This is a genomic window from Shinella sp. S4-D37 (assembly GCF_040812195.1).
GTDB lineage: Bacteria > Pseudomonadota > Alphaproteobacteria > Rhizobiales > Rhizobiaceae > Shinella.
The window spans coordinates 593,681-613,868 of the sequence record NZ_JBFNXL010000005.1; the positions used below are offsets into that span (position 1 = coordinate 593,681).

Below are 20,188 nucleotides of genomic sequence, written 5' to 3' on the forward strand. Positions count from 1 at the left end.
GAGGCGACGTGGCAAGGCTTCGGCGCGACACACATACGGCCTATTCGGAATCGGCGGCCCTGCGCCTCAGGGCCGCCTGGCTCTATTACAACCAGGGCCTCACCCAGAAGGACGTGGCGGAGAAGATCGGCGTCAGCCGCACTACGGTCATCCGCATGCTGGACGAGGCGCTGAAGCGTTCCGAGGTGCAGATCTGGATCAACGAGGGCATCGCCGATTGCGTCGAACTCGCCGTGCGGCTGGAAAAGGCCTATGGGCTTGACGAGGCCGTGGTGGTACCGGCGGCTGACAGCGCCGAGACGACCGCCAAGGGCGTCGGCCTTGCGCTCGGCCAGTTCCTGACCGAGGCGATCCCGGACGATTGCACCATCGGCGTCGGCTGGGGGCGCACGCTCACCGCCTCGCTTGCCAGTTTCCGCCCGGCGCGGCGCGAGCGGGTGAAGGTCGTCTCGCTGCTCGGCGGCGTCGTCGAGGCGCATCACATCAACCCGATCGAATATACCTGGCGGCTGGCGAGCCAGCTGGGCGCGGAGTGCTACCTGTTCCTTGCGCCGCTGCTCGTCGATTCGCGCGAGACCAAGCGCAGCCTCATCGAGAAATGCGGGCTGAAGACGCTGTTCGAGCTGGCGGAGAACATGGATATCGCCGTCGTCAGCTGCGGCGATATCGGCCCGCGCTCCAGTTCGCTGTCGCGTGATTTCATCGCACGGCATGAGTTGGAGGAGCTGATCGCGGCCGGCTGCGTCTGCGACACGATGTGCAATTTCCTCGATGCGGAGGGCCACACGATCGACCATCCGATCCGCCACCGGGTCATGTCGATCGACCTCGATACCGTGAAGAAGGCACGCCATATCGTGCTCGTCTCGGGCGGCGCGCACCGCGCGGCGGCGATCCGCGCCACCATCCGCCGCGTCGGCTGCAACACGCTGATCACGGACGAGGGGGCGGCGCTCGCCATGCTGCGGCTGGCGGAGGCGTCCGCTGCCGCCTGACAGCTAGATCAGCTTGAGGCGGACGGCCCGGGTGATTGCGCCGGTGACGTTGCGGGCGCCGAGCTTCTCGATGGCGCTGCGCAGGACATCCGTCACGCGCGCCATCGCGATGTCGGTTTCGAGCACGATATCGGCCGGCGTCCTGCCGTTGGCGGCAAGTTCGAGGCACCGCTTTTCGATCTCGGTCAGCTCGGGGAAGGGGGAAAGATCATTTTCCGAGGACATGCGCCCCCGCTTAAACGCTGAGACCTGTTGCCGAAAGCGCAAGCTGTCCCGATGCTTAACGGGTCGGGGCGGCATTTCGCCCGACTGTCCCATCCCGGCACAGGGGGTAATGCCCGTCGGCGCGCCGCGATGCGGATTTGCCTTCCGGCGCTGCGAACTGGTAAGCCACGGCCAGCAAGGCTGGAGGCGACATGACACCGAGGGAACAGAAGGCGGCGATCCGCAACGAGCGGCTGGCGCTGCGCGATGCCATGACGCCGGAGGCGCGCATCGAGGGCAGCCTCGCCATGGTGGAGCTTGCGGGCGACCGCATCGAATTTGCGCCCGGCGCGGTGATTTCGGGCTTCTGGCCGATCCGCTCGGAGGCCGATATCCGCCCGTTGATGGCGCATCTGCGAACGCGCGGGGCGCAGCTTTGCCTTCCCGTCGTGCTCGACCGCGAGACGATCATCTTCCGCGAGCTGGCCGTCGGCGCGCCCGTCATCAAGACCGGTTTCGGCACGACCGGGCCGGGGCCGGAGGCGGCGGCGCTCGATCCCGATGTCCTGCTGGTGCCGCTCTCGGCGTTCGACCGGGCGGGCCACCGCATCGGCTACGGCGCCGGCCATTACGATCGGGCGATCGACCGCCTCAAGGCAAAAGGCCATATGCCCAGACTGATCGGCATTGCTTTCGATTGCCAGGAAGTGGCATCAGTACCCGCGGAGCCGCATGACGTCGCGCTGGACGCGATCCTCACGGAAAGCGGGCTTCGTTCGTTCCAACAGGTTTCGTAAGGTTTATCGATGCGGTTTCTCTTTCTCGGCGACATGGTGGGCAAGACCGGACGGACGGCCGTCTGGCAGAGCCTGCCGGGGCTGATCAGCGATCTGAAGCTGGATTTCGTCGTCGTCAACGGGGAGAACGCGGCCGGAGGCTTCGGCATCACGGAGGATATCTTCCTCCAGACGATCAATGCCGGTGCCGACGTCGTGACGACCGGCAACCACGTCTGGGACCAGAAGGAGGCCGTGACCTTCGCCAGCCGGCACGACCAGTTCCTGCGTCCCGCCAACTATCCCGCCGGCACGCCCGGCCGCGGCGCGAACCTCTTCATCGCGAAGAACGGCGCGCGCGTGCTGGTCGCCAACATCATGGGCCGGGTCTTCATGCATCCCGAACTCGACGATCCCTTCACCGCGGGCGAGACGATCCTCGCCTCCTGCCCGCTCGGCGAGCAGGCCGATGCCGTGATCTTCGATTTTCACGCGGAAGCGACCAGCGAGAAGCAGTGCTTCGGCCATTTCGTCGACGGCCGCGCCAGCGTCGTCGTCGGCACGCACACCCATGTGCCGACAGCCGACTGCCAGATCCTCAATGGCGGCACCGGCTACATGTCGGATGCCGGCATGTGCGGCGACTACGATTCCTCCCTTGGCATGGAAAAGGAGGAGCCGCTCAACCGCTTCATCTCCAAGATGCCGAAAAGCCGCTTCGAGGCGGCCTCCGGGCCGGCGACGATCTGCGGCCTGGCGGTCGAGATTTCCGACCGCACGGGGCTTGCCGAGAAGATCGCGCCGCTTCGCCTCGGCCCGCGCCTTGCCGAAACGCTGCCTGCCTTCTGGGCGTAGCCCTCACACCATGTGGCGCAGATGATCGGCCGAGCCGTTCGAGAAGTTGAGATACGCCTTCACGCCGACGTCGGGTTCCTCGTCGGCGTTGAGGTTCGCCTTGGCGATCTCCCAGCCGAATTTCAGCTTGCTGCCGGTCGAGGCCCACACTTCCGCATCTTCGATCTCCAGCGCCAGCATGGTGAGCTTCGGATCGTCCTTGCCGTGGTCGAACCAGGCCTCGACGATGGAGCTCCAGTATTCGTCCACCTTGACCGGGTCCTTGCGCACCGAGATGCGGCCCGCAAGGCAGGCATGGTAGTCGTGGTCCTTGCCGACCACGCAGAAATGGGCGCGCGCGCCCGGGGAGATGGCCTCGACGATCTCCGCATCGGTCTTGGTGAAGAACCAGACCGTCGCGCTCTGGCGGTCGAGTTGCGGGGCCATGGGCTGCATATGCATATGGCTTCCCTCGACGCCGAGCATGCCGGCATGGATCCTGTCGATTTCGTCGAAAAGTTGCTCCTTCGGGTTTTCGCGGGCCTGGGTGAGATTGGACATGGCTGTTCCTCGTCATGGTTACGGTTGATGGAGGGGGAACGTGAGGCGGCGGGCAAGGTTCCGCCCACCCGCCGCCCGAACCGCGCTCAAGGGAATGTGATCGCTCCGCCGGCCGCATAATCTCGACCCGTCGGCCGCGCGGGCGCATAGTCGCGCCGACCGATGAACGGAGCCGCCCATGCCGCATCTCCTCTTCATTCCGTTGATCCTTGCCGCCCTTGCGGCTTTCGCCGCGCCGCGGCCCGCGCTCGCGCAGGCCGAAACGCCGGTCAGCCAGTGCCAGATGATCGCGCGCTCGCTTCCCTCCGCCACCTTCGCCAGTTTTTCCGGAAGCGTCGCCTTCAAGGTCCAGGCGACGGCGAACGAGGAGGTACGCATCACCTATGTCGGCCACTCGACCTTCTTCATCGAGACCCCGGCCGGCGTGAAGATCGCGACCGACTACAACGGCTGGTACAAGCCGCCGGCGCTGCCGACCGTCGTCACCATGAACAAGGCCCATTCCAGCCACTACACGGCGAACCCGGAACCCGGCATCGAATATGTGCTGCATGGCTGGCAGGACGGTTCTGAAAAGGGCGCTGACCACGATATCGTCGTCGGCGACACCTATATCCGCAACGTGCCGACCGATATCCGCGGCTGGGGCGGGGGTATGGAGCCGAACGGCAATTCCGTCTTCATCTTCGAGGTGGCTGGCCTGTGCATCGGTCATCTCGGCCACCTGCATCATGAGCTGACGGAAAAGCAGTATGCCGAGATCGGCCGGCTCGACGTGCTGATGGTGCCGGTCGACGGCGGGCTGACCATGGGCGCGGAAAGCATGAGCCGCGTGGTGCAGCGCCTGCGCTCCGCGCTGATCCTGCCGATGCATCGCCGTGGACCGCCGATCAGCCGGTTCCTCTCCATGTTCGGCACGGGCTTCGACGCGGTGACTGACGACGACGCCACGATCGCCGTTTCCATCCGCAACTTGCCCAGGCGACCGACGATCCATATTCTCTCCGGCGTCTGATGCCGGAGTTTTTGAATGCGTCCTGTTTTCGCCATGCCCGTCTTTCTGCTGTCCGCCGCCGTGGTCTTCGCAAGCAGCGCTCCGACGCCGGGCGGTCCCGGCGCGGAATCCGGCCAGCCGCGCGAAATGGTTCCCGGGCCGGTGGAGAAGCTGCCGGTGCGCGTGCTCGGCGTGGCGGAAAGCTTCGTCATGCCGTCGGGCAATATCGGCTGCATCTACATCCCCGAAGGCGGGACCGCGACCTACGAGCCGGCAGACGGCGGCCCGGAGCTTTCCTGCGACCGGGTGGAGCCGAAATATGTGCGTGCGACGCTCGGCCGGAGCGGCAAGGCGGTGGTGCGCACCAATGTCGGCGACCGGGGATGCTGCGGCGGCGACAGGATCATCCCCTACGGCGAAACGTGGTCGGCAGGCCCCTTCACCTGCTTTTCCGAGCGCACGGGGCTGACCTGTAAGCGCGATGACGGCCACTCCTTCCTCCTGAGCCGCACCCGCCTGCGCGCGGACTGAGCCCCGTCGCTTTGTTCGCCGGACTGCTGGACGTGCGGCGGCAATGAAATTATAAGGCGGCATTCCGAAAATCGGGGCGGACGGCCGACGCTTTACCGCGACGACGCCCCCCGTACCGAGACCGGCGACCGGAACGGGCGCCAAACAAGATGAGACAGGGGTGCCATGGCTGGCCATTCACAGTTCAAGAATATCATGCACCGCAAGGGTCGGCAGGATGCCGTGCGGTCGAAAATGTTTTCCAAGCTCGCCCGTGAAATCACGGTGGCGGCGAAGACGGGCCTGCCCGACGCGGCGATGAACGCCCGCCTGCGCCTGGCGATCCAGAACGCCAAGGCGCAGTCCATGCCGAAGGACAATATCGAGCGCGCCATCAAGAAGGCCTCCGGCGCCGACAGCGAGAACTACGAGGAAGTCCGCTACGAGGGCTACGGCCCGGGCGGCGTCGCCGTCATCGTCGAGGCGCTGACCGACAACCGCAACCGCACTGCCTCCTCGGTCCGCTCGACCTTCTCCAAGGCCGGCGGCGCGCTGGGCGAAACCGGTTCGGTCTCCTTCTCCTTCGATCGCGTCGGCGAGATCACCTACAAGCTTTCCGCAGGCAGCGCGGACGCCGTCATGGAAGCCGCCATCGAGGCGGGCGCCGAGGACGTGACCACCGACGAGGACGGCCACACGATCCTCTGCGGCTTCGAGGATATCGGCGAGGTCTCCAAGGCGCTGGAAGACACGCTCGGCGAAGCCGAGACCGTCAAGGCGATCTGGAAGGCGCAGAACACCGTGCCGGTCGACGAGGAGAAGGCGCAGTCGCTGATGAGGCTCATCGACACGCTGGAAGACGACGACGACGTGCAGAACGTCTACTCGAACTTCGAGGTCTCCGACGAGGTGATGGCCAAGCTTTCGGCCTGATCGATCTGGATCAAACGCTCACTTTCGTCCTCCTCGGCTTGACCCGAGGACCCATGCGGCGCTCGCGGCGTGGATGGTCGGGTCAAGCCCGACCATGACGGAGGGGAGGCTGGGCGGGCTTTATCGGCAGCCTGAAGGTAGGGCGCCGCAAGACAGCCTTTTCCCTTACGCCGCTTCGGCCAGCTCCCGCTGTGCCTCGGCGAAGAGCCGAACCGATTTCAGCCGCGCGGCCATGTCGTGGACCGGCATCGACACGATCAGTTCGTCCGCCCTGGTGATCGCCAGGAAATCGGCGATGCGGCGCCTGATCCTGTCCGGTCCGCCGACGACGGCATATTGCAGCGTGTGCTCGACATTGATGCGCTCGTTCTCGCTCCAGTGCGGCTCCATGTTGTCGACCGGTGGCGGGAAGGCGCCGGGCGTGCCACGGCGCAGGCGCACGAAGGATTGCTGCATCGAGGTGAAGAGGTGGTCGGCTTCCGCGTCCGTTTCGGCCGCCGCGCCCATCACCCCGACCATGACATGCGGCCTGTCCAGATACTGCGAGGGCTCGAATCGCTCGCGGTAGATTTCCAGCGCCGTCAGCAGCATGTCCGGCGCGAAATGCGAGGCGAAGGCGAAGGGTAGCCCCAGCATGCCGGCGAGATGCGCCGAGTAGTGGCTGGAGCCGAGCAGCCAGACCGGTACGTTGCTGTCCGCGCCGGGAATGGCGACGACGTTCCGCTCCGGACCTGCCGGTCCCATCAGCTGCATCAGCTCGACCACGTCTTGCGGGAAATTGTTGGCGGCGCTGTCGAGGTTGCGGCGCAGCGCCTGCGCCGTGCGCATGTCGGTGCCCGGCGCGCGGCCGAGGCCGAGGTCGATGCGGTCCGGAAAGAGCGCGGCGAGCGTGCCGAACTGCTCGGCGATGACGAGCGGCGAATGGTTCGGCAGCATGATGCCGCCCGAACCGACGCGGATTTTCTCAGTGCCCGCCGCGACATGCTGGATGACGAGCGAGGTGGCGGCGCTGGCGATGCCGCGCATGCCGTGGTGCTCGGCGAGCCAGAAGCGCTTGTAGCCGAGCGCTTCGGCTTCCTGCGCGAGGCAGCGGGAGTTTTCCAGCGACTGGGCGACGGTGCCGCCTTCGATGATCGGGGAAAGATCGAGGATGGAGAAGGGCACCATGGCGCGGCCTCTTTGTAAGGGAATTTGATTGTCCTCCCATGTAGGTTCAGTTCCGTGAAATCCAAGCGCCTCGCCGGGCTTTTCGGAAGGGGGCGGGGAATTGGCCGTCTGTTTTTGTTTTGTTCACATTTCGCTGGCAGGGTCCGTGGGACGGGGTTAGGGTTTTGCCATGCAGGAAACGATTCGCATCATCGGCATCGATCCGGGGCTTCGCCGCACCGGCTGGGGCGTCATCGAGACGCTCGGCAATTCGCTGCGCTTCGTGGCCTCCGGCACCGTGACCTCCGATGGCGAGATGGACCTCGCCTCCCGTCTCTGCCAGCTGCATGACGGTCTCGCCGAGGTCGTGCACAGCTACCAGCCGAATGAGGCCGCGGTGGAGCAGACCTTCGTCAACAAGGATGCGACAGCGACCCTGAAGCTCGGCCAGGCGCGCGGCATCGCCATGCTGGTGCCGGCGCGTGCGGGCCTGCGCGTGGCGGAATATGCGCCGAACGCGGTGAAGAAGGCCGTCATCGGCGTCGGGCACGGCGAAAAGCAGCAGATCCACATGATGCTGAAGGTGCTGATGCCGAAAGCCACCTTCGTGGGCAACGACGCCGCGGACGCGCTCGCCATCGCTATCTGCCACGCCCACAACCGCCAGGGCCTCTCCGGCCGCCTCGCCAAGCTCGCGGGCTGATTTGTTCTTGACTTGTTCCGGTCCGGCCGATAAGTAATACCGCAGAGGTATTACCATGCGCGTGACGGAAAAAGGCCAGGTGACGATCCCCAAACCCATCCGCGACCGGCTCGACATCGAGCCTGGTTCGGAAGTGGATTTCGTCGTGTCGGATGAAGGCGTGATGCTCGTCAAGGTTGGCGACGGCAAACCCGGCTTCGATGATTTCGAAGCTTGGGCAGCCAGCGTCCAGGGGACCTGGGATCTGGACGGCATGACGCCGGACGAATATTTCGAATGGCTGCGGGGGCCGCGTGATGACCTCGACCGTCGTTGATACGAATATCCTCATCGACATGCTGGGCCCGGATCGGCCGCAGCGGGACTGGTCCTTCAACGCGCTGAAGCGATGCTTGGAAGAAGGAGATCTGGTTCTCAATCCCGTCGTATGGTCGGAGCTTGCGACCTCGCCGCTCAGCGAACTGGAACTCAACCTCGCCTTCGGCTGGCTGCGCATGCGGCGCGAACCTCTGTCCTACGAAAGCGCCTTCGCCGCCGGCAAGGCGCACTATACCTATCGCCGGGCGGGCGGGTTGCGCGAGCGCACGCTTCCCGATTTCCTTGTCGGCGCGCATGCCGAGGCGCGGGGCCACCGCCTGCTCACCCGCGACGCCGCGCGCTACCGCAGCTATTTCCCCGCGCTCGACATCATCTCCCCCGAAACTCATCCCTGACGGATTTTCTCATGATCGGCAAACTCAAGGGCACAATCGACGAGATCGGCGAGGATCATGTGGTCATCGACGTGCACGGCGTCGGCTACGTCGCCTTCTGCTCGGCGCGCACGCTCGGCAAGCTCGGTTCGAGCGGCGAAGCGGCGGTGCTGTTCATCGAGACCTATGTGCGGGAGGACCAGTTCCGGCTGTTCGGCTTCCTGTCCGCGCTGGAGCGCGAATGGTTCCGGCTGCTGCAGAGCGTGCAGGGCGTCGGCTCCAAGGTGGCGCTGGCCGTGCTTTCGACGCTGACCCCCGGGGAGCTGGCGAACGCCATCGCGCTGCAGGACAAGACGGCGGTGTCGCGCGCGCCGGGCGTTGGGCCGAAGGTGGCGGTGCGCATTATGACGGAACTGCGCAACAAGGCGCCGGCCTTCGCCGGCGAGGCGTCCGGATCGATCGGGCTCAAGCAGGAACTGGGCGAGGGCGTCGCCTCCGCGCCGGTCGCCGACGCCGTCTCGGCGCTGACCAATCTCGGCTATTCGCGCGACCAGGCGGCCAATGCCGTCGCCGCGGCGCTGAAGAATGGCGGGGAGGGGGCCGACAGCGCAAAACTCATCCGCCTCGGCCTCAAGGAATTGTCGCGGTGATGCGGTTGCCTTCCGCGCCCGACAATGGGATTAGGCGCTCATGAGCGACGAGAACAGACTGCTTTCGCCGGAAAAGCGCGGCGAGGACATCGATACGGCCCTGAGGCCGCAGACGCTGGACGACTTCACCGGCCAGGCGGAGGCGCGCGCGAACCTGAAGATCTTCATCGAGGCGGCGAAGAACCGCGGCGAGGCGCTCGACCATGTGCTCTTCGTCGGCCCGCCCGGCCTCGGCAAGACGACGCTGGCGCAGATCATGGCGAAGGAACTCGGCGTCAACTTCCGCTCGACCTCCGGCCCGGTCATCGCGAAAGCCGGCGACCTTGCCGCGCTGCTGACCAATCTCGATGAGCGCGACGTGCTCTTCATCGACGAGATCCACCGCCTCAACCCGGCCGTCGAGGAAATCCTCTATCCGGCCATGGAGGATTTCCAGCTCGACCTGATCATCGGCGAAGGTCCGGCGGCGCGCTCGGTGAAGATCGACCTGTCGAAATTCACCCTCGTCGCCGCCACCACGCGGCTCGGCCTGCTGACGACGCCGCTGCGCGACCGCTTCGGCATTCCGGTGCGGCTGAATTTCTACACCGTCGAGGAACTGGAGCTGATCGTGCGCCGCGGTGCGCGGCTGATGGGCCTCGGCATGACGGACGAGGGCGGGCGCGAGATCGCCCGCCGGGCACGCGGCACGCCGCGCATCGCCGGACGGCTGTTGCGCCGCGTGCGCGATTTTGCCGAAGTGGCGCGGGCGGAAGCCGTGACGCAGAAGATCGCCGACGACGCGCTGACGCGCCTCCTCGTCGACAATATGGGTCTCGACCAGCTCGACCGGCGCTATCTCTCGATGATCGCGCACAATTTCGGCGGCGGGCCGGTCGGCATCGAGACCATTGCGGCGGGGCTTTCCGAGCCGCGCGACGCGATCGAGGACATCATCGAGCCCTACATGATCCAGCAGGGCTTCATCCAGCGCACGCCGCGCGGCCGCGTGCTGACGGCCAATGCCTGGAAGCACCTCGGACTGACGCCGCCGAAGGATCTCGAAGCGACGCAGTTCCGGCTTTTCTCCGAAGACGATCGAGCATGAGCGACGCGAACCTTCACCTCTCCGGCGAACTGACGCAGGCGGGCCACCGGCTCGCCCAGCGGGTCTATTACGAGGACACGGACTTTTCCGGCGTCGTCTATCACGCCCGCTACCTGCATTTCCTGGAGCGCGGCCGCACGGACTACCTGCGGCTGCTCGGCGTCGAGCAGGGCAGCCTCGTCCTGGAAGAGGACCGCGAGGGCCTTGTCTTCGTCGTGCACCGCATGGAGATCGACTTCAAGTCGCCCGCCCGCATGGACGACGTTCTCACGATCCTCACCGCCACCGAGAAGGCGGGCGGTGCGAAGATGATCCTCGACCAGGAGATTCGCCGGGGCGAGCAATTGCTGATCGCCGCGCGCGTCATCATCGCCGTCATCAATGCCGCGGGCCGTCCGCGGCGGCTGCCGGAGGGGCTTGCGACGCGGTTTCTTGCCGGGGCGCGGGAAACGCCCGGCATGGACAAGCGGTAACACTCCCTTAACCATAATGATGTCTTACTCGCTTCACGGGGATGATTTTGTGCACTGCACGTCATCCTTTAACCAAAATTGCCGTCAAGAAGGCAGGCTGTAAGCGTTTGACCGGCATGGCGGCCGGCGGCATCAACCGGACATTCTTGACGGACATGCGGAGCGGGTGCGGACAAGAATCCTTGCCGACGACGCCATGTTTGTGAATGCCGATGCGGAAACCCCCTCCCAGGAGACCGCGACGGCGTGAATGTGACCCGGTTCGAGCCGCAAAGGCCCGTGCCGGGTATTTGGATTCGGGGACATAGGTCTATGGAACAAGTGGGTTTGGAAGCGGCAGGCAGCGTGACCCTTTGGGGTCTCTTCATGCAGGCCGGGTTCGTCGTGAAGCTGGTCATGCTCGGCCTCATCGCCGCGTCCGTATGGACCTGGGCCATCGTCGTCGACAAGACGGTGAGCTACGGCAAGGCGCGTCGCCAGCTCGACAGCTTCGAACAGGTCTTCTGGTCGGGCCAGTCGCTGGAGGAGCTTTATCGCACGCTCTCCGACCGCCAGACTACGGGCATGAGCGCCATCTTCGTGGCGGCCATGCGGGAATGGAAGAAGAGTTTCGAGCGCGGGGCGCGATCGCCGATCGGCCTTCAGATGCGGATCGACCGGGCGATGGACGTGACGCTGTCGCGTGAATCCGAGACGCTGGAGGCACGCCTCGGCTCGCTTGCCACCATCGGTTCGGCGGCGCCCTTCGTCGGCCTGTTCGGCACGGTCGTCGGCATCATGACCTCGTTCCAGGCGATCGCCGGCTCCAAGCAGACGAGCCTTGCGGTCGTGGCGCCCGGCATCGCCGAGGCGCTGCTGGCCACCGCCATCGGCCTTCTTGCCGCAATTCCGGCGGTTATTGCCTACAACAAGTTCTCTGCCGATGCCGGCAAGCTGACGGCGCGCATGGAAGGGTTCGCGGACGAGTTCTCCGCCATCCTGTCGCGCCAGATCGATGAGAAGCTGCAGCCGCGCGCCGCGGCGCAGTGACCGGCCTCAGGAAGTAGACGGAGACAACGCCATGGGCATGTCAGTCGGAGCGAAGAATGCGGGCGGCGGCCGTCGCCGTCGCGGCGGGGGCAAGCGAGCCCCGATGAGCGAGATCAACGTGACGCCGTTCGTCGACGTCATGCTCGTGCTGCTCATCATCTTCATGGTGGCCGCGCCCCTGATGACGGTCGGCGTGCCGCTCGACCTGCCGAAGACGCAGGCCAAGGCGCTGAACGCGGACACGCAGCCAATCACCGTTTCCGTCAAGGCGGACGGCCAGGTCTACCTGCAGGAAACGGCGATCCCGATCGACGAGATCGCCGCGAAGCTCCAGGCCGTGGCGACCACGGGCTATACCGAGCGCGTCTTCGTGCGCGGCGACGGCACGGCGCCCTACGGCGTCATCGCCGACGTGATGTCGCGCATCCAGGCGGGCGGGTTCACCAATATCGGCCTCGTCACCGAGCAGAAACCGGACAGGTGATCGCACGCCATGAAGGGCAGCCTGGCCACATCCGCCGTCATCCACTCCCTGGTTCTCACCTGGGCGCTGGTCTCGCTCGGCAGTCCTGAAAGCTTCGACGTCGCCAATGTCGAGGCCATCCCGGTCGATATCGTGTCGATCGAGGAGCTGACGCAGATTCAGCAGGGCGACAAGAAGGCCGAAATGAAGGAGAAGGCCGCGCCCATTCCGACCAAGAAGGAAACGCCGGTCGAGAATGCGGAAAATGCCGGCGACAACGACATCGACCTGAAGAACCTGCCGACGCCGGAGGAAAAACCGCGCGATATCGAGACCGCCGCCGCGCCCGAAAAGGCCGAGAAGGTCGTGCAGACGCCGGACACCAAGCCCGTCGAAGACGTGAAGCAGGAAGAGCCCGCCAGCGAGCCCTCGACCGAGGTGGCCGCGCTTCCCGAGACGAAGCAGGAGGTCAAGCCCGACCCGAAGCCCGAGGCGACGCCGTCGGAAGAAAAGCCGGCCGAGACCGAGGACGCCGAGGCGCTGCCGGACAGGATCCCACTTCCGGAGATGAAGCCGAAGCAGGAAACGAAGAAGACGGAAACCGCCGAAAAGCCGGCCGAGAAGAAGGTCGAGACGGCGAAGGCCGAGACCGCCAAGACGCCGGATCGCAAGAAGGACCAGAAGAAGAAGCAGGAGAAGGCGAGCTCGCTGAACGACAGCGACTTCAACGCCGACGAGATCTCCGCGCTTCTCAACAAGGAAAAGGCGGCCGGCGGCGGCGCGAAGCGCTCGCAGGAGCAGGCGGCGCTCGGCGGCAAGAAGACGACGAGCGGCACGAAACTGTCTCTCAGCGAGATGGACGCGCTGCGCGGCCAGATCCAGAACAACTGGTCGATCATCCCCGGCCTTGCCGATGCGGCCGACGTGCGCATCCAGGTCAAGATGCAGCTCGACCAGAATGGCGACATCATCGGCGAGCCGGAAGTGGTGGCGACGGGCGGTTCGGACACCGCACGCCGGGCGCTTGCCGGCGGGGCCCGTCGCGCCATCATGAAATCGCGCCCCTTCAAGGGCCTGCCGCCGGAAAAATATGACGCCTGGAGCGAAGTCGTCGTGAACTTCGACCCCAGCCAGATGATGTAGGAACCAGGAAGCAGATTCATGTTCAGACGCACTCTTCTCCGACTTCTGGTCGTGCTGACCGGCCTTGCGGCATCTCTGCCGCAGGCCTGGGCGCTCGTGGAAATCAACATCAACAAGGGCAATGTCGAGCCGCTGCCGATCGCCGTCACCGATTTCATCGCCGCCGGCGATCTCGGCCAGCGCATCACCGACGTGATCGCGGCGGACCTCAAGCGCTCCGGCCTCTTCGCGCCGGTCAGCAAGCAGGCCTTCATCGAGAAGATCTCCAATCCCGACCAGGCGCCGCGCTTCGACGACTGGAAGGTCATCAACGCGCAGGCCCTCGTCACGGGCCGCGTGACGCAGGAGGGCGACGGGCGCCTGCGCGCCGAGTTCCGCCTGTGGGACACCTTCGCCGGCAAGCAGATGACCGGCCAGCAGTTCTATACCCAGCCGGAAAACTGGCGCCGCGTCGCGCATATCATCGCCGACGCGATCTATGAGAGCCTGACGGGCGAGAAGGGATACTTCGACACCCGCATCGTCTATGTCGCCGAAAGCGGTCCGAAGACCGCCCGCAAGCGCCAGCTCGCCATCATGGACCAGGACGGTTTCAACGCCCGCGCGCTGACCAACGCCAACGAACTGGTGCTGACGCCGCGCTTCTCGCCGAGCCGCCAGGAAATCACCTACATGTCCTTCGAGGGCAACCAGCCGCGGGTCTACCTGCTCCAGCTGGAGACGGGGCAGCGCGAAGTGGTCGGCAACTTCCCGGGCATGACCTTCTCGCCGCGCTTCTCGCCGGATGGCCAGAAGGTCATCATGAGCCTGCAGCAGGAAGGCAATTCGAACATCTACACGATGGACCTGCGCTCGCGCACCACGACGCGGCTGACCTCCACGGCGGCGATCGACACCTCGCCTTCCTATTCGCCCGACGGCACGCAGATCGTGTTCGAAAGCGACCGGGGCGGCAGGCCGCAGCTCTACGTGATGGGCGCCGACGGCTCCAACCAGCGCCGCATCTCCTTCGGCGACGGGTCCTATTCCACGCCGGTCTGGTCGCCGCGCGGCGATCTCATCGCCTTCACCAAGCAGTCGGGCGGCAAGTTCTCGATCGGCGTGATGAAGACGGACGGTTCGGGCGAGCGCATCCTCACCTCGGGCTTCCACAACGAGGGCCCGACCTGGGCGCCGAACGGCCGCGTGCTGATGTTCTTCCGCCAGGCGGCCGGCGCAGGCGGTCCGCAGATCTACTCGATCGACCTTTCCGGCTACAACGAACAGGTCGTGCAGACGAAGGGTTTCGCGTCCGATCCGGCCTGGTCGCCGCTTCTGGAATAGCGTCCCGACAGAATGAGGCGGGCCTGCCGCGTTCTTGCCGCAAAGTGCTGTAAATCAGGCAGCAGCGAGACGCGGCAGGCCCGTTTCCATTTGTTGCGCGGGGGGCCGGGGACGGCCTTGCAAGCAATCGTTAACCATAATCGTTGAACGCGGATTAACCGACCGCGGTTACAGTCTGGCAACCCTGATTGAAACCGACGCCTCAATGAACTTGACGCAAGAACTGACCAAGGAGACCGGCTCATGAGCCGCATTCATTCCCCGGCCGCTGGCCGCATGCAGACCATCGCCCGCAATCCGGCAGTGATCGCCCTGTTCATGACGCTGGCCCTCGCCGGCTGCGCTTCCAAGAAGAACATGCCGAACAATGCCGGCGACCTCGGTCTCAACGGCGGCGCGGGCGCCGCGACGCCCGGCTCGCAGCAGGACTTCACCGTCAATGTCGGCGACCGCATCTTCTTCGACACGGATTCCACCTCGATCCGCGCCGATGCCGCCGCGACGCTCGACCGCCAGGCCCAGTGGCTGCAGAAGTATGCGAACTACGCGATCACGGTCGAAGGCCATGCCGACGAACGCGGCACGCGTGAATACAACCTGGCGCTCGGCGCACGCCGCGCTGCCGCGACCCGCCAGTACCTCGCTTCGCGCGGTATCCCGGCAAACCGCATGAAGACGATCTCCTTCGGCAAGGAAAAGCCGGTCGCCGTCTGCGACGACATTTCCTGCTGGTCGCAAAACCGCCGCGCCGTCACCGTTCTCGGCGGCGCCGGCATGTAATTCCTTCTCCGGAAGGACGAGTGAAAAGGCGGCCGCACGGCCGCCTTTCTTTTTTCAACACACTTTGGCCGAACTCCGTTGCTTTTTGAGAGTATTTGGAAAACTCTTCGGCAGCGCTTCGCGCATATTGGGACCAACAGGACGAAGATAGATGAAGAAACTTGTCGCGGCAGGCGTTTTCAGTCTGGCAGCGGTAGCAGGCATGGTCGGGCCGACCGGCGCATCGCCGCTTTTCCCGCTTGCCAATAGTTTTCTGCCGGCAAAGAACGAGCGGATTGAAAAGGGCGATGTGATCCTCGCGCAGGCCATGGACCCGCGTGTCGGGCAGCTTGAAGAGCAGATCCGCAACCTCAACGGCCGGATCGAGGAAATGAGCTACCAGCTCCTGCAGATGCAGGAACAGATCCGCAAGGCGCAGGAAGACAACGAATACCGTTTCCAGGATCTCGAAAGCGGCAAGGGCGGGGGATCCGGCAAGAGCGGCGCCCTCGACAAGCCGGTGAACGGCGGCACGGCCGACCAGCAGATCGCCACGAACAGGGGGCCGGCGGAGGATACCGCCGGAACCGGCACGCTCGACCGCAACACGGGCGGCGGCGCGCTGCCGCAGGAACTCGGCTCGATCCGCTTCGACGAGAACGGCAATCCGATCGGTGCCGAGACCAATCCGGATCTCGACAACCAGAGCGCCTCGATCGGCAACGACAATGCGCTGCCGGGCGTCGAAGATGGCCTGCCGCCGGCCTCGCAGTCGTCTTCCGCCTCGCTCGACAATCCCGACGACCTCTACCAGGTCGCCTATGGCCATGTCCTGTCCGGCGACTACCAGCTGGCCGAACGCGAATTCCGCGACTATCTCGATATCTTCCCGAAGGGCGAGAAGGCGGCGGACGCCAATTTCTGGCTCGGAGAGGCGCAATATTCGCAGGGCAATTTCAACGACGCCGCAAAGACCTTCCTCAACGCGCACCAGACCTTCAGCAAGTCGAAGAAGGCGCCGGAGATGCTCCTGAAGCTCGGCATGTCGCTCGCCGCGCTCGACAACCGCGAAACCGCCTGCGCCACGCTGCGCGAGGTGGGCAAGCGTTATCCCGATGCCTCCAAGGCCGTGAAGAGCAAAGTCTCCTCCGAACAGGGCCGCCTGTCCTGCTGATTGCGGACGAAAGAAGCGCCGTGGCCCATGCGGATGATCCCGCCCTTGAGGCAGCCGGCCGTTTCCTGAACAGTTTCAAGCGCCCCGCGCATCTGCTGGTCGCCCTTTCCGGCGGCAGCGACTCGACCGGACTGCTCGTGGCCCTCGCCACGCTTTGCGCCACCGGGCGCCATCCCGGCATCACCCTTTCCGCCTGCACGATCGACCATGGCCTGCGTCCCGGCTCCGCCGAGGAGGCCGCCTGGGCCGGCGCGCTCTGCGCCCGCCATGACGTGAGGCACGTCGCCCGCCGCTGGGAGGGGGAGAAGCCGCATTCCGGCCTGCAGGCCGCGGCCCGCGCCGCGCGCTACGATCTCCTCGCCGCCGCCGCCGCGGAGGTGAGGGCCGACGCCATCCTTGCGGCGCACACGCGCGACGATCAGGGCGAGACGGTGGCCATGCGCGCCGCGCGGTCGGCCGGGGGCATCGGCCTTTCCGGCATGGCGGATGCGGTGCTGCTGAACGGCGCCGTCTGGCTGCTGCGGCCGTTCCTCGCCGTCGACCGGGCGGCGATCCGCGCCTTCCTTGCCGCGCGGGGCGAAGGCTGGCGCGACGACCCGAGCAACGACAATCCCAATTTCGAGCGCGTCCGCATCCGGGCGCGCGGCATCTCGGCCGATCCTTCGGGCGCGGACAGGGCCCTGCTTTCCCGCCGCGCCGCCGCCTTCCTCGCCGAAAATGCCGGGGCGAGGGGCGCCGGCTTCGCGCTGGAGCCGTCGGCCGTCGGCTCACTGCTCGTCGATGCCGCGGCCTGGCGCGGCCTTCTGCTATTGGCGGCAACGGCGGGGGGGCGGGTCCATGTCCTCGAAACGGCGTCGGCCGAGCGCCTGCGTGACTTTCTTTCCAGCGGCACACTGTCGCGGCTGACCGCCGGCCGCGTGGTCTTCGATCGCCGGCGGGACGGCCTCTTTCTCTATCGCGAGTGCCGCGGCATCGAAACCCTCCGCCTGCCGGCGGGGGCGGATGCGGCCTGGGACAGGCGCTACCATGTGGCCAACCGGTCCGGCCGGCCGTTCACCGTCTCGGCCGCCGGCAGCGGGGGAGGGCGGGGTGAGGGTGCACGGCTTGGCGGACCCGTCCTGCGTGCCAGCCGCGCCGCGCCGCGCCTGGAATTCGAGGACGGCGGGCGCGTGCCCGCAGACCTTGCCCCCATGGAACCCTTGATCGCGCCCTATGCCCGCTTCCTGCCCCGTTTCGACCTGCCGCTTGCCGATGTGCTGGCGGGCCTTGTCGGCCGCGCGCCCTTTTCGTCTCCGCCGAACGAATGAAGGCGCGCATGAAAGCGTTGTGGTAGGATGGGGCAATGGCGATGCCGGGCTGGCCGCAGGGCGGTCCGCGTCGTTGACGATATTGCGAGAAAAGCCCTGAGGCCGTGCGCTTTGCCTTGGCAAGGCCGCATGGCGACCCTATGTTAGGCGATAGAGAAGCGGCCGGGAAATTCCGGCCGGGAAAGTACCCGGAACGTTCGATGAATCCCAATTTCCGCAACTTCGCCCTGTGGGCGATCATCGCCCTCCTGCTGATCGCGCTGTTCAGCATGTTCCAGACGAGCCCGGCACAGACCGGCTCGCGGGAAATCCCCTATTCGCAGTTCCTGAAAGAGGTGGACTCGAGCCGGGTGAAGGAAGTCGTCATCACCGGCGACAAGATCGTCGGCAGCTATGTCGAGACCGGCGCGACCTTCCAGACCTATGCGCCGAACGGCGACAACACGCTCGTCCAGCGCCTGGAAGCGAAGAATGTCGTCGTCAGCGCGCGGCCGGAGACCGACGGTTCGTCCGGCTTCCTCAGCTATATCGGCACGCTGCTGCCCATGCTCTTGATCCTCGGGGTCTGGCTCTTCTTCATGCGCCAGATGCAGGGTGGATCGCGCGGTGCGATGGGCTTCGGCAAGTCCAAGGCGAAGCTGCTGACGGAAGCGCATGGCCGCGTCACCTTCGCCGACGTTGCCGGCGTGGACGAAGCCAAGCAGGACCTTGAGGAGATCGTCGAGTTCCTGCGCGATCCGCAGAAGTTCCAGCGTCTCGGCGGGCGCATTCCGCGCGGCGTGCTGCTCGTCGGCCCGCCCGGCACCGGCAAGACGCTGCTCGCGCGCTCCGTCGCGGGCGAGGCGAACGTGCCCTTCTTCACCATTTCCGGTTCGGACTTCGTCGAAATGTTCGTCGGCGTCGGCGCAAGCCGCGTGCGCGACATGTTCGAGCAGGCCAAGAAGAACGCGCCCTGCATCATCTTCATCGACGAAATCGACGCCGTCGGCCGTCATCGCGGCGCCGGCCTCGGCGGCGGCAATGACGAGCGCGAGCAGACGCTGAACCAGCTGCTCGTCGAGATGGACGGCTTTGAAGCCAATGAAGGCATCATCCTGATCGCCGCGACCAACCGTCCGGACGTTCTCGACCCGGCGCTGCTGCGTCCCGGCCGTTTCGACCGCCAGGTCGTCGTGCCGAACCCGGACATTGTCGGCCGCGAGCGCATTCTGAAGGTGCATGTGCGCAACGTGCCGCTGGCGCCGAATGTCGACCTCAAGATCCTTGCCCGCGGCACGCCCGGCTTCTCTGGCGCCGACCTCATGAACCTCGTCAACGAATCGGCCCTGATGGCGGCGCGGCGCAACAAGCGCCTCGTCACCATGCAGGAGTTCGAGGACGCCAAGGACAAGATCATGATGGGCGCCGAGCGCCGCTCCTCTGCCATGACCGAGGCGGAGAAGAAGCTGACCGCCTATCACGAGGCCGGCCACGCCATCGTCGCGCTCAAGGTGCCGCTCGCCGATCCCCTGCACAAGGCGACGATCATTCCGCGCGGCCGTGCACTCGGCATGGTCATGCAGCTTCCCGAGGGCGACCGCTACTCGATGAGCTACAAGTGGATGGTCTCGCGCCTCGCCATCATGATGGGCGGCCGCGTCGCCGAGGAGATCACCTTCGGCAAGGATAACATCACGTCCGGCGCCTCCTCCGATATCGAGCAGGCGACCAAGCTCGCCCGTGCGATGGTCACGCAGTGGGGCTTCTCCGACCAGCTCGGCCAGGTCGCCTATGGCGAGAACCAGCAGGAGGTCTTCCTCGGCCATTCGGTCGCGCAGCAGAAGAATGTCTCCGAGGCGACCGCGCAGAAGATCGACAACGAGATCCGCCGCCTGATCGATGAGGCCTACTCCGAGGCCAAGCGTATCATCACCGAGCAGAACCATGAATTCGTGGCGCTCGCCGAAGGCCTGCTCGAATACGAGACGCTGACGGGCGACGAGATCAAGGCGCTGATCCGCGGCGAGAAGCCGGCGCGCGATCTCGGCGACGACACGCCGCCGCACCGCGGTTCCGCCGTGCCGAAGGCCGGCCACAAGAAGGGCGGCGAAGCGGAAGGCGGGCTCGAACCGCAGCCGCAATAGGCCCCATCCATCCTCCTTCGTATCCTCGGGTTTGACCCGAGGATTCACGCCCGCGCCGCGTAAGGATGGCGAAGGAGAGGTCGGACTGGCTTGGTCAGTACTTCGGCGGCCGGGAAGTATTTCCCGGCCGTTTTCCTTTGGTAACGGCCTGTAATGAATTCTGATGGGCGGGTGGATGTTCTTTGCCGGCTTTTGTGGCAAAGAAAGAGGATGGCTCTACGTCGTTTTAAGGATTGGCTTACCAAGCGGATATAATGTTATCTCCGCCTTCTGCCCCGAGATGGACGAGCGAGCGCGGCAGGACGGACG

23 protein-coding genes are annotated in these 20,188 nt (G+C 65.7%); 20 read left to right on the top strand and 3 right to left on the bottom strand.

Annotated features, from left to right (window positions below; translation table 11 throughout):
• The first annotated feature begins 8 nt into the window (after nucleotides 1-8).
• Nucleotides 9-995 (top strand): sugar-binding transcriptional regulator, encoded by a 987-nt coding sequence (locus tag AB3G45_RS10305; RefSeq protein ID WP_367830456.1) that lies wholly within the window; start codon nucleotides 9-11, stop codon nucleotides 993-995.
• 3 nt (nucleotides 996-998) lie between these two features.
• On the opposite strand, the gene AB3G45_RS10310 is transcribed toward AB3G45_RS10305, so the two are convergent.
• The gene (locus AB3G45_RS10310) at nucleotides 999-1,220 is read right to left on the bottom strand and encodes a transcriptional regulator (RefSeq protein WP_367830458.1); all 222 of its coding nucleotides are present in this window, start codon (nucleotides 1,218-1,220) and stop codon (nucleotides 999-1,001) included.
• A gap of 191 nt (nucleotides 1,221-1,411) precedes the next feature.
• On the opposite strand from AB3G45_RS10310, the gene AB3G45_RS10315 reads away from it, so the two are divergent.
• Both AB3G45_RS10315 and AB3G45_RS10320 read left to right on the top strand, forming a co-directional pair.
• A complete protein-coding gene (locus AB3G45_RS10315; RefSeq protein WP_367830459.1) occupies nucleotides 1,412-1,996 on the top strand; it encodes a 5-formyltetrahydrofolate cyclo-ligase in 585 nt (194 codons plus the stop codon).
• 9 nt (nucleotides 1,997-2,005) lie between these two features.
• Nucleotides 2,006-2,830, top strand: coding sequence for a YmdB family metallophosphoesterase (locus AB3G45_RS10320; protein ID WP_367830460.1), 825 nt, complete (start codon nucleotides 2,006-2,008; stop codon nucleotides 2,828-2,830).
• A gap of 3 nt (nucleotides 2,831-2,833) precedes the next feature.
• On the opposite strand, the gene AB3G45_RS10325 is transcribed toward AB3G45_RS10320, so the two are convergent.
• Nucleotides 2,834-3,370, bottom strand: a complete 537-nt coding sequence (locus tag AB3G45_RS10325; protein WP_367830461.1) for a pyridoxamine 5'-phosphate oxidase family protein — start codon at nucleotides 3,368-3,370, stop codon at nucleotides 2,834-2,836.
• Between the two features lie 178 nt (nucleotides 3,371-3,548).
• On the opposite strand from AB3G45_RS10325, the gene AB3G45_RS10330 reads away from it, so the two are divergent.
• The 3 genes from AB3G45_RS10330 to AB3G45_RS10340 all read left to right on the top strand — a co-directional run bounded on the left by AB3G45_RS10330 (nucleotide 3,549) and on the right by AB3G45_RS10340 (nucleotide 5,807).
• Nucleotides 3,549-4,385, top strand: a complete 837-nt coding sequence (locus AB3G45_RS10330; protein WP_367830462.1) for an MBL fold metallo-hydrolase — start codon at nucleotides 3,549-3,551, stop codon at nucleotides 4,383-4,385.
• 15 nt (nucleotides 4,386-4,400) lie between these two features.
• Nucleotides 4,401-4,895, top strand: coding sequence for a hypothetical protein (locus AB3G45_RS10335; RefSeq protein ID WP_367830463.1), 495 nt, complete (start codon nucleotides 4,401-4,403; stop codon nucleotides 4,893-4,895).
• A gap of 165 nt (nucleotides 4,896-5,060) precedes the next feature.
• A complete protein-coding gene (locus AB3G45_RS10340; RefSeq protein ID WP_367830464.1) occupies nucleotides 5,061-5,807 on the top strand; it encodes a YebC/PmpR family DNA-binding transcriptional regulator in 747 nt (248 codons plus the stop codon).
• Nucleotides 5,808-5,972: 165 nt separating this feature from the next.
• On the opposite strand, the gene AB3G45_RS10345 is transcribed toward AB3G45_RS10340, so the two are convergent.
• Complete coding sequence (locus tag AB3G45_RS10345) at nucleotides 5,973-6,974, bottom strand: LLM class flavin-dependent oxidoreductase (protein WP_367830465.1); 1,002 nt, start codon at nucleotides 6,972-6,974, stop codon at nucleotides 5,973-5,975.
• A 169-nt stretch (nucleotides 6,975-7,143) separates the two neighbouring features.
• On the opposite strand from AB3G45_RS10345, the gene ruvC reads away from it, so the two are divergent.
• The 14 genes from ruvC (at nucleotide 7,144) to ftsH (ending at nucleotide 19,879) form a co-directional block, all read left to right on the top strand.
• Nucleotides 7,144-7,656, top strand: coding sequence for a crossover junction endodeoxyribonuclease RuvC (ruvC, locus tag AB3G45_RS10350; protein WP_367830466.1), 513 nt, complete (start codon nucleotides 7,144-7,146; stop codon nucleotides 7,654-7,656).
• A gap of 55 nt (nucleotides 7,657-7,711) precedes the next feature.
• Complete coding sequence (locus AB3G45_RS10355; RefSeq protein WP_367830467.1) at nucleotides 7,712-7,972, top strand: AbrB/MazE/SpoVT family DNA-binding domain-containing protein; 261 nt, start codon at nucleotides 7,712-7,714, stop codon at nucleotides 7,970-7,972.
• Nucleotides 7,953-8,369 (top strand): type II toxin-antitoxin system VapC family toxin, encoded by a 417-nt coding sequence (locus tag AB3G45_RS10360; protein ID WP_367830468.1) that lies wholly within the window; start codon nucleotides 7,953-7,955, stop codon nucleotides 8,367-8,369. The genes AB3G45_RS10355 and AB3G45_RS10360 overlap by 20 nt, the downstream gene beginning before the upstream one ends.
• A gap of 11 nt (nucleotides 8,370-8,380) precedes the next feature.
• A complete protein-coding gene (gene ruvA, locus AB3G45_RS10365) occupies nucleotides 8,381-8,998 on the top strand; it encodes a Holliday junction branch migration protein RuvA (protein ID WP_367830469.1) in 618 nt (205 codons plus the stop codon).
• Between the two features lie 40 nt (nucleotides 8,999-9,038).
• Complete coding sequence (gene ruvB, locus AB3G45_RS10370) at nucleotides 9,039-10,085, top strand: Holliday junction branch migration DNA helicase RuvB (RefSeq protein WP_367830470.1); 1,047 nt, start codon at nucleotides 9,039-9,041, stop codon at nucleotides 10,083-10,085.
• Nucleotides 10,082-10,558: a tol-pal system-associated acyl-CoA thioesterase gene (gene ybgC, locus AB3G45_RS10375; protein WP_367830471.1), complete on the top strand. Its 477-nt coding sequence runs from the start codon at nucleotides 10,082-10,084 to the stop codon at nucleotides 10,556-10,558. Before ruvB ends, ybgC begins: the two co-directional genes overlap by 4 nt.
• 312 nt (nucleotides 10,559-10,870) lie before the next feature.
• A complete protein-coding gene (gene tolQ / locus AB3G45_RS10380) occupies nucleotides 10,871-11,587 on the top strand; it encodes a protein TolQ (protein ID WP_367830472.1) in 717 nt (238 codons plus the stop codon).
• 31 nt (nucleotides 11,588-11,618) lie between these two features.
• Nucleotides 11,619-12,071 (top strand): protein TolR, encoded by a 453-nt coding sequence (tolR, locus tag AB3G45_RS10385; protein WP_367830473.1) that lies wholly within the window; start codon nucleotides 11,619-11,621, stop codon nucleotides 12,069-12,071.
• Between the two features lie 9 nt (nucleotides 12,072-12,080).
• Nucleotides 12,081-13,193: a hypothetical protein gene (locus AB3G45_RS10390; RefSeq protein ID WP_367830474.1), complete on the top strand. Its 1,113-nt coding sequence runs from the start codon at nucleotides 12,081-12,083 to the stop codon at nucleotides 13,191-13,193.
• An 18-nt stretch (nucleotides 13,194-13,211) separates the two neighbouring features.
• A complete protein-coding gene (tolB, locus tag AB3G45_RS10395) occupies nucleotides 13,212-14,516 on the top strand; it encodes a Tol-Pal system beta propeller repeat protein TolB (protein WP_367830475.1) in 1,305 nt (434 codons plus the stop codon).
• Nucleotides 14,517-14,759: 243 nt separating this feature from the next.
• Nucleotides 14,760-15,296, top strand: a complete 537-nt coding sequence (pal, locus tag AB3G45_RS10400) for a peptidoglycan-associated lipoprotein Pal (RefSeq protein ID WP_367830476.1) — start codon at nucleotides 14,760-14,762, stop codon at nucleotides 15,294-15,296.
• A gap of 151 nt (nucleotides 15,297-15,447) precedes the next feature.
• Nucleotides 15,448-16,449 (top strand): tol-pal system protein YbgF, encoded by a 1,002-nt coding sequence (gene ybgF, locus AB3G45_RS10405; RefSeq protein ID WP_367830477.1) that lies wholly within the window; start codon nucleotides 15,448-15,450, stop codon nucleotides 16,447-16,449.
• A gap of 20 nt (nucleotides 16,450-16,469) precedes the next feature.
• Complete coding sequence (tilS, locus tag AB3G45_RS10410) at nucleotides 16,470-17,756, top strand: tRNA lysidine(34) synthetase TilS (RefSeq protein ID WP_367830478.1); 1,287 nt, start codon at nucleotides 16,470-16,472, stop codon at nucleotides 17,754-17,756.
• 200 nt (nucleotides 17,757-17,956) lie between these two features.
• Nucleotides 17,957-19,879: an ATP-dependent zinc metalloprotease FtsH gene (gene ftsH / locus AB3G45_RS10415; protein WP_367830479.1), complete on the top strand. Its 1,923-nt coding sequence runs from the start codon at nucleotides 17,957-17,959 to the stop codon at nucleotides 19,877-19,879.
• Nucleotides 19,880-20,188 lie beyond the last annotated feature (309 nt).

Coding starts and splice junctions, on each gene's coding strand:
- AB3G45_RS10310 (WP_367830458.1), bottom strand. CDS start 1,220: ATGTCCTCGGAAAATGATCTTTCCCCCTTCCCCGAGCTGACCGAGATC.
- AB3G45_RS10315 (WP_367830459.1), top strand. CDS start 1,412: ATGACACCGAGGGAACAGAAGGCGGCGATCCGCAACGAGCGGCTGGCG.
- AB3G45_RS10320 (WP_367830460.1), top strand. CDS start 2,006: ATGCGGTTTCTCTTTCTCGGCGACATGGTGGGCAAGACCGGACGGACG.
- AB3G45_RS10325 (WP_367830461.1), bottom strand. CDS start 3,370: ATGTCCAATCTCACCCAGGCCCGCGAAAACCCGAAGGAGCAACTTTTC.
- AB3G45_RS10330 (WP_367830462.1), top strand. CDS start 3,549: ATGCCGCATCTCCTCTTCATTCCGTTGATCCTTGCCGCCCTTGCGGCT.
- AB3G45_RS10335 (WP_367830463.1), top strand. CDS start 4,401: ATGCGTCCTGTTTTCGCCATGCCCGTCTTTCTGCTGTCCGCCGCCGTG.
- AB3G45_RS10340 (WP_367830464.1), top strand. CDS start 5,061: ATGGCTGGCCATTCACAGTTCAAGAATATCATGCACCGCAAGGGTCGG.
- AB3G45_RS10345 (WP_367830465.1), bottom strand. CDS start 6,974: ATGGTGCCCTTCTCCATCCTCGATCTTTCCCCGATCATCGAAGGCGGC.
- ruvC (WP_367830466.1), top strand. CDS start 7,144: ATGCAGGAAACGATTCGCATCATCGGCATCGATCCGGGGCTTCGCCGC.
- AB3G45_RS10355 (WP_367830467.1), top strand. CDS start 7,712: ATGCGCGTGACGGAAAAAGGCCAGGTGACGATCCCCAAACCCATCCGC.
- AB3G45_RS10360 (WP_367830468.1), top strand. CDS start 7,953: ATGACCTCGACCGTCGTTGATACGAATATCCTCATCGACATGCTGGGC.
- ruvA (WP_367830469.1), top strand. CDS start 8,381: ATGATCGGCAAACTCAAGGGCACAATCGACGAGATCGGCGAGGATCAT.
- ruvB (WP_367830470.1), top strand. CDS start 9,039: ATGAGCGACGAGAACAGACTGCTTTCGCCGGAAAAGCGCGGCGAGGAC.
- ybgC (WP_367830471.1), top strand. CDS start 10,082: ATGAGCGACGCGAACCTTCACCTCTCCGGCGAACTGACGCAGGCGGGC.
- tolQ (WP_367830472.1), top strand. CDS start 10,871: ATGGAACAAGTGGGTTTGGAAGCGGCAGGCAGCGTGACCCTTTGGGGT.
- tolR (WP_367830473.1), top strand. CDS start 11,619: ATGGGCATGTCAGTCGGAGCGAAGAATGCGGGCGGCGGCCGTCGCCGT.
- AB3G45_RS10390 (WP_367830474.1), top strand. CDS start 12,081: ATGAAGGGCAGCCTGGCCACATCCGCCGTCATCCACTCCCTGGTTCTC.
- tolB (WP_367830475.1), top strand. CDS start 13,212: ATGTTCAGACGCACTCTTCTCCGACTTCTGGTCGTGCTGACCGGCCTT.
- pal (WP_367830476.1), top strand. CDS start 14,760: ATGAGCCGCATTCATTCCCCGGCCGCTGGCCGCATGCAGACCATCGCC.
- ybgF (WP_367830477.1), top strand. CDS start 15,448: ATGAAGAAACTTGTCGCGGCAGGCGTTTTCAGTCTGGCAGCGGTAGCA.
- ftsH (WP_367830479.1), top strand. CDS start 17,957: ATGAATCCCAATTTCCGCAACTTCGCCCTGTGGGCGATCATCGCCCTC.